Source organism: Lactonifactor sp. BIOML-A5 (assembly GCF_009677585.1).
In the GTDB taxonomy this organism is placed as follows: Bacteria; Bacillota; Clostridia; order Lachnospirales; family Lachnospiraceae; genus Lactonifactor.
Genome location: NZ_WKYV01000024.1, coordinates 82,265 through 89,967, shown reverse-complemented (window position 1 = coordinate 89,967; position 7,703 = coordinate 82,265). Strand labels below are relative to the sequence as shown.

4 protein-coding genes are annotated in these 7,703 nt (G+C 48.4%); 1 reads left to right on the top strand and 3 read right to left on the bottom strand.

Annotated features, from left to right (window positions below; genetic code table 11):
• Nucleotides 1–106: 106 nt before the first annotated feature.
• From GKG41_RS17505 to GKG41_RS17495, 3 genes are read right to left on the bottom strand one after another with little or no spacing between them, the layout of a single operon-like run.
• Nucleotides 107–2,635: an FAD-dependent oxidoreductase gene (locus tag GKG41_RS17505; protein ID WP_154261013.1), complete on the bottom strand. Its 2,529-nt coding sequence runs from the start codon at nucleotides 2,633–2,635 to the stop codon at nucleotides 107–109.
• Nucleotides 2,636–2,684: 49 nt separating this feature from the next.
• Nucleotides 2,685–3,728: a ribonucleotide-diphosphate reductase subunit beta gene (locus tag GKG41_RS17500; protein ID WP_154261011.1), complete on the bottom strand. Its 1,044-nt coding sequence runs from the start codon at nucleotides 3,726–3,728 to the stop codon at nucleotides 2,685–2,687.
• A gap of 39 nt (nucleotides 3,729–3,767) precedes the next feature.
• Nucleotides 3,768–6,311, bottom strand: a complete 2,544-nt coding sequence (locus tag GKG41_RS17495; RefSeq protein WP_154261008.1) for a ribonucleoside-diphosphate reductase subunit alpha — start codon at nucleotides 6,309–6,311, stop codon at nucleotides 3,768–3,770.
• Between the two features lie 181 nt (nucleotides 6,312–6,492).
• On the opposite strand from GKG41_RS17495, the gene GKG41_RS17490 reads away from it, so the two are divergent.
• On the top strand, nucleotides 6,493–7,032 hold the full coding sequence (locus GKG41_RS17490; protein ID WP_154261007.1) for a PD-(D/E)XK nuclease superfamily protein: 540 nt from the start codon (nucleotides 6,493–6,495) through the stop codon (nucleotides 7,030–7,032).
• Nucleotides 7,033–7,703 lie beyond the last annotated feature (671 nt).

Sequence of the window (7,703 nt, the reverse complement as noted above, 5' to 3'; positions counted from 1 at the left end):
GGCACTGGCACCCCAGGGGATGGGGTGCCAGTGCCCTCCGGCCCGCCCTTCCATATCCGTCCGTCTGAAGTCCACCTTCTTCCTAAGCTTTACATCCCAAAACCAATCACTTAAACATCTCTTTATATGTCAGATTCTCTTCCATCGCCTGTGTCACCTGCGCCATCTTTGAGGTATCTCCTATGAGGATAGCCCCCGCCAGCCGGTTATTTACAAAGTAGTATTTCTCATAGGTATTCTTCCACTCATCCGCCAGCTCTGCCTTTTTATATTTTGTCTCCGGCTTCTTGCCCGGATCGCCGATGGCATACAGGGAGGTATTCATTCCGTGAAAACTCAAAGCTGCAGGCACCGTCTCATATACGAGACTGTCCCCGGCAGCGTTTGCGCCGGCTACCTTACCCATCTCCAGAGCCTGGGGCCAGATGGCATAATTGATACCCTGGAACTGGGCACAGTCGCCGCAGGCATAGATATCCGCTTCACTTGTCTCCATTTTCTCATTAACCACCACAGATCGGTCGATTTTGATTCCAGCCCCATCCGCAACCGCGGTATTGGCCCGAACTCCTGCGGAGATGATCACAAGTTCTGCGGGAATCACCTCCCCGTCGTCCATGCGCACCCCTGCTGCGCTGGTATCCCCCTCAACGGCGCTGATTTTAGCATTCAGGCGGATCTGGATGCCCTGTTCTTCCGCTATTTTTTTCAGAAGAGCGCTGGCTCCGTCATCCAGCTGACGGCCCATAAGCTGACTCCCTGCTTCTAAAACAGTGACCTGGCATTTGGATTTGCTGATCTCCCAGGCAGCTTCCAGTCCCAGAACACCCCCTCCGATGACAACCGCATGCCTAATTTTAGGCAGAAGGCTGCCTACCTCTACCGCATCGGTAAGCCTGCGGATAGCGATTACCCCTTCCTTTTCCGTGCCCGGTATAGGGGGTACAAAGCACTCAGATCCCAGAGCATAGATGCATTTATCATATTTCAGGCGCATGCCGTCGGTAAATTCCACTTCTTTTTCCTTTGTGTCAATCTTTGAGACGGTTCTTCCCAGCACATTTATAATGTTCTTCTCCTGATACCAGCTCTCCTCGTGGATCGCAAGCTGCGAAGGCTGAAAAGCGGCAAGGATGGATTTTGTCAGCATGGGACGGTTGTAGCTGAGCACTTCCTCATTAGAAACCATGACAATGGAGCATGTGGCATTTCGCTCACGGATCGCAGCCGCCGCACTGACGCCTGCGGCACCGTTGCCCAGGATCAGGAACTTTTCGCTGGTATCCCTGCAAAAATTGTTCTCCTCTTCCTCAACCGGCACAAAATTTTCCTTTCCCACGCCGCACACCGGACAAATCTGCAGACTTTCGTCAAAAATCTCCCCGCATACCAGACATTTTACCAGACCTCGCTTTGCAGATTTTGTTCGGGGATTTTCTTTGTTCTGAAGGATACAGCCAAAATTGTATCCATATTCATATGCCTCAATTAAATCATTTTTACCGGATTTAAAACGTACCTTTAGTCCGTCTACTACTTTCATCCGCAGCTGGCGGAGCCGCTCCAGAATGTGTTCCACGCCTTCTCCGCTCCACCCATAGCTGCCGAAAGCACTGGCCAGCTTTTTGCCGTGTATTCTGGGGAACATAGAGGTGGTAAGATCCCAGATAGGCTTCAAGGCTTCCCCCACAATCGTAGGCGTACCGAACAGGATGCCGTCCGCATACCCCAGTTCCTCCATAACCTTTGCAGGATCCGCTTCTACCATGTCGTACATGCGGACAGCTATCTTACCGCTGTCCTGTATGCCCCGGGCTATCTCTTCTGCCATTTCTTTCGTATATCCGTAGGCACTCACATAGGGAATAATGACCGTTTTTTCTGTATTCGGATTCGTCTCTCTGCTCCACTCATCACTCCAGCCGATAATCTCCCTGACTCTGCAGTCAATCACCGGGCCGTGGCCCGTACAGATCATACTGACCGGAAGATCTTCAATCCGTTTCAGGGCTTTACGCATATATGGCTTAAAGGGTCCTATGATATTGTCAAAGTAATACTTTGCAGCGCTTTTGTATCCCTCCTCATCTGTCACTTCACTGAGAAGGATTCCGTCAAAACTGTAGTGGCTGCCGAAAGAGTCACAGGTAAAAAGAACCTGTTCTTCTTCCAGGTAAGTATACATGGTATCCGGCCAGTGGAGATTGGGAAGGATCATAAATCGCAGGTTTTTATCACCCAGAGACAGTACATCATTTTCCTTCACTGCAATACTGTAGAAGTCTCTGTTCACAATATTCTTAAGAAATCCAAGAGCCGCCGCGGTTCCCACAATCTTAATATTGGGGTTCAGTTCTATCAGCTTCTCCACACTCCCCGCATGGTCAGGCTCCGTATGGTTGACAATTATATAATCAATTTTGCTCAGATCCGTGAGGCTTTCCAGCTTCTTTACGTAAGAATCGAAAAATTTATATTTGGCGGTCTCAATAAGGGCTGTCTTTTTGCTGCCTTTTATCAGGTAAGAATTGTAAGTAGTTCCGAATTCGGTCTCCATGATAATGTCAAATACCCTCAGCTCTGTGTCGCAGATCCCTGTCCAGTACAGGTCCTTTTTAAGTTCTGTCGGTTTCATAGCAAATCCTCTCTTTCTAATTTTTTCGGAAGAAAACAAGCCTCAGGAATTACAAATCATCTACCAATGCGCTGCTTTTTGCATAGGCGGTGCTCCGTGCCTCAAAAAAGTCAGTTTTTATCATATTGGCATTGCTGTATTGGCTTACCCATCCCATGCTGGAGGGTTCTTCTTCTCTACCCTCATATAATACTGCGAATCCCAGGCTTTGGCAACGGAGGTTTCCCAGATACTGGATATACTCTGTTACCATTTCCCGGGTAAGTCCCGGCACGTCATCTCCTATGGCATAATGTCCCCAGCGGATCTCCTGTTCACAGCCCTGACGGATCATATCCCGGTAGACTGCGGTTTTTTCCTCTGTAAAAAGCTCCGGTTCTTCCTCCTTCAATTCCAGGAGGATACTGCGGAAAAGCCACAGATGTGTGTTCTCATCCCGGTTGATGTATCGGATCTCCTGGGCAGAACCCGGCATCTTATGGTTCCGCCCCAGATTATAAAAAAACATAAATCCGCTGTAGAAATAGATTCCCTCCAGAATATAGTTGGCCACCAGTGTCTTTGCAAAAGTAAAGGGACTTTTATCTCTCTGAAATTCATTATACAGGTTCCCAATAAAAGTATTCCTCTCTAGCAGATACTCGTCATTCTTCCACTGGTACAGGACTTCATTTCTGGTCTGGGGCTCGCAGATACTGTCCAGCATATAACTGTAGCTCTGGCTGTGAACCGCCTCCTGGAAGGTCTGGATAGAGAGGCACAGGTTGATCTCATTGGCCGTAATATATTCTCCTACCGCGGGAAGGTTTGCTGTCTGTATGCTGTCCAGGAACACCAGAAACGATAAGATTTTATCATATGCTCTTCTCTCCCCCTCCGCCAGCTGTACGTAATCCTTCACATCCGTCCCCAGGTTAATCTCTTCCGGGATCCAGAAATTATTCATGGCCTGGCGGTACCAGTCGCTGACCCAGGTATATTTCATATTATTAAAATCATTCAGGTTTGTTGTATTTCCGTTAATCATACGGCGTTTTCTTACATCAATGTCTCCCTGGGGGTTAAACAGGGGTTTCTTTTTCAGCTGTTCCATACTATTCTCCTCTGTCATTGTTTCCTAATTCATCTGCTCTTAGCTGGAGCATACCTCACACTCTTCTACCTCCAGGCTTTTCGAGCGGATATAATACAGCGTCTTCACCTTGCACTCCCAGGCCAGAATATACAGCCGCAGCACCTGGCTGTAAGTATAATCATTGGTAATATACAGATTCATGCTCTGTGCCTGGTCAATGTGGCGCTGGCGCACGCCCCCGGCCCTCACAGACCACTCCTGGTTAATATGATGGGCATTTTTATAAAACCAGAATGTGGAGAGATCCAGTTCCGGCGCCACCCGCGGCATAAGACCGTTCTTCTTCTCCTCAAGAAAATAGCGGTTCATCACCGGATCTACCCCTGCAGTTGTACCAGCAATTACACTTGTACTGCTGGTAGGAGCCACAGCCAAAAGATAACCATTGCGCAGTCCATCCGCCCTTACGCGGTTTTTCAGGGTCTCCCAGCGGCTGCTTTCATATCCCCGCTTTTCAAAATAAGCGCCCGTCTGCCAGTCACTTCCCTCAAAATATTCGTAGCAGCCTTTTTCCGCCGCATTTTCCCAGCTGGCTGTAACGGCTGCGTAATTGATCTCCTCGAATACCTGATCCGCCAGCTCCAGATGTTCTTTTGACTCCCATAAAACTCCCTGTTTCGCCAGCATATGATGATAGCCGCTGACGCCCAGGCCAATGGGACGGTATCTTTTGTTGTTCACCTCTGCATAGGGGACAGGAAAGAAATTCAGATCAATCACATTATCCAGGGCTCTCACCGCACTTCTTGTAATCTCCATAATCTCTTTTGGATTCTTCACATCAATCTTTCCAAGAGAGAGGCTTGCCAGGTTACAGACCACAAAATCTCCGGGTTTTGTAACCGTCACAACAACTGTTTCTCCGTCTATGGTCTCCACCCTCTGATCTACCTGGGAAATCCCGCTCATATTCTGGGCGATTTCTGTGCAGAGGTTGCTGCAGTAGATGACTCCTTTATGGCTGTTTGGATTTGCCCGGTTGACCAGATCCCTGTTAAACGTAAAAGGAGTACCTGTCTCTACCCCGCTCTTTATAATCAGCCGGACAATATCCTTGATGGGGATAACACGCTTATGAATTCTGTGATCCTCTACACAGTCCAGGTATCTTTCCGTCCATTCTTCCCCCCAGGCATCCTCCAGGGCATACCCCTTGACTGTCTGCACTTCGTGGGGACACATAAGATACCAGTCTCCCTCCAGATTATCCCTGGCCTGCTCCCAGAAATAGTCGGGATAGCATACCGCCGGAAAGACATCATGTGCCTTCATTCTATCGTCCCCGTTATTTGTCCGGAGCGCCAGAAATTCAGGGAGATCCTTGTGCCACACATCCAGATATACAGCCACCGCGCCCTGACGGACCCCCAGCTGATCTACCGCCACCGCCGTGTCGTTGGCCAGTTTGATCCAGCGGATAACGCCTCCTGCTGCTCCTTTAAAGCCGCGTATGCTGCTTCCCGCTGCCCGCACCTTCCCGAAATACAGTCCCATACCGCCCCCAAACTTGCTCACCTGGGCAAAATTATCTATGCTTCGGTATATTCCCGTAAGGCTGTCCGGCACCGTATCAATAAAACAGGAAGAGAGCTGGTGGTATGGCTTTCTGGCATTGGAAAGGGTAGGGGTTGCCATAGTAACCTTCAGGGTGCTCAGCATATCATAGAAGCGCCTCACCCACCCATCCCTGTCTTTTGTTTCCAGCATAGCCAGATGCATGGCAATCCCCAAAAACATCTCCTGGGGTGTCTCCAGCAGAATCTGCTGCCGGTTCCGAATCACATACCTGCCCAGCAGCAGCTCAAGACCGGAATAGTTCAGCAGATAATTCCGCTCTTCCTGTATATAGGTTTCGTAGCAAAGCAGCTCTTCCCTGGAGTAGTGGTCCAGTATATAGCTCCCATACAGTTCCTCCTCTGTCAGATACTTTACTTTGTCGTAAAAGTTCATAATTTGATACTGCTTCATATCCTTTTTTAACTGCTTATCAAACTGCAGCATATAGAGTCTTCCGGCGATAAATTCCCACTTTGGGGCTTCCTGGGTAGTCAGCTCCACCGCCGCCTGGGTGAGGATTCTAAGCCTTTCCTTCCCATTCATGCTCTGCTTAAAAAAAGAGGTGAATTTAATCAGCAGATGTTCCAGATCGTAGGGTGTGTCCGGATATTCTGACTGAACAGCCTTCAGGGTTCTGTCTATCTCCTCCCTGTCCGCCTCTGTCTCCGCAAAATAAGCGGCGATATTCTGCCTGGCCTTTCGCTTTCTGCTTCTCTCCTCCCGATAAAGGATATAGCTTTTCAGTACTTCATAATAATTTCTCTCTGTCAGTGTCTTCTCCACCTGATCCTGAACCAGCTCTACATGGAGTGTCTCCCCCTCCTGTACCAATTTCTGGATCCTGGCCTCCACGGCCTCTGTGAGATCCCGCAGTGTGTCCTTATCCGGCTCCTGTCCTACACTCAGGAATGCCAGGCGTACTGCATGTTCTATCTTTTCCCACTGATAGGGTTCTGCCTGCCCGTTTCGTTTCAAAATTTCCATAGTATGTGACCCTTTCTCTCACTATCAGTTTTTCCTGAATTTCCTGTATTATCCTGGAACACTCTTGATTATTATAGTCCAATTTACTATGGTTTGACAAGAGGTATCTTCTGTCTTCCCAGTAGATTTTTGCTCTGCAGATTGGTATAATGGACAAAACACATACTGAGGGAGGAAAACTATGTCCAAAACACCTAATATCCATGGGGGCGGGGCCAGAACCAATGCCAACGGCCTTCTCTTTGAACAGACTACTTCACTGAATGAGGCCCTGGAAAACAGAGGCTACCAAGTGATCGACTGCAGCATTTATCGAAAAGACAGCTTTATGCTCCAGCAGCCCATCGGCATGTCCGTGGCCAAGGCCAAGCTTTATACCCAATTTCTGGAACCCAGAGGGATCGACTACAGATACTATAATTCTAAACGGTGGCTTCCAGACGAAGCATTCATTAATTATAACAACGCAACCGTCTATATTATAGAAAAAAAATTTCAAAGTTCCCCGGGGTCTGTGGATGAAAAGCTCCCCAACTGCCATTTTAAGAAATGGGAATATCAAAAGCTATTCAGTCCTCTGAATATGTGGGTGGAGTATGTCTATCTGCTGAATGACTGGTTTCGGGCAGAACAGTATAAAGACACTCTGGATTACATAGAACTGATGGGGTGTCATTACTTTTTTAATGAGATTCCCCTGAATGTTTTAGGATTGAATTAGAGATAGGGTAAAAACGGCGCCCGGACCAGTGGTCCGAACACCGTTTTTTTCATTTGGCCAGTCGCTTGTTTCTTGTAGAGCTATTCTACTATTATATTATAGGGTACAGACTGTTCCCCGAATCTAAACCACAGCCGGTAGGTGCCGGCAGCAGCCGATGCCGGCACTGTAACATCAATTGATTTTGTACCTGAGGTATTTGTGATGGATTGGCCCCCGCTGTACTGCCAATTCTCAGCCGGCTGATAAACTCCGTTCTCTTTTTTCTCTACCGTCAGTGTAACTGCATGCCCACCTTCGCCTGTAACAGAATAGTCAGCGGCAAAGGTAAGCTGTGTCCCTGCTTTCACAATGCGGCTTTCACTCTCTAATCGAATCAGGAGAGCTTGCTTTGGATTCTCTTTCACATTGCAGCTGCAGGAAGCAGACCAAGCTTTTAATGCCGCACCCGCACTTTGACCTATGGGATAAATCTCTGCCTTGAAGGTAAGATCTCCCGCCGCAAGTCCGGCTGAATTCGAAGTATTCATAACTAAATCGTGAGCTCCGGGTGCTCCCAGGGGCACATACACTTTTCCGCCGCTGGGATAATATTCTTCCCCCTTGTACTCAAATACCACCCCTTCCGGGAGACTTCCGCTCTCAGGATAGAGAACTGCCGCCGCACCATC

What these genes read in the sequence shown, in the direction of transcription:
- GKG41_RS17500 (WP_154261011.1), bottom strand. Translation starts at nt 3,728, where the DNA reads ATGGAACAGCTGAAAAAGAAACCCCTGTTTAACCCCCAGGGAGACATT.
- GKG41_RS17505 (WP_154261013.1), bottom strand. Translation starts at nt 2,635, where the DNA reads ATGAAACCGACAGAACTTAAAAAGGACCTGTACTGGACAGGGATCTGC.
- GKG41_RS17495 (WP_154261008.1), bottom strand. Translation starts at nt 6,311, where the DNA reads ATGGAAATTTTGAAACGAAACGGGCAGGCAGAACCCTATCAGTGGGAA.
- GKG41_RS17490 (WP_154261007.1), top strand. Translation starts at nt 6,493, where the DNA reads ATGTCCAAAACACCTAATATCCATGGGGGCGGGGCCAGAACCAATGCC.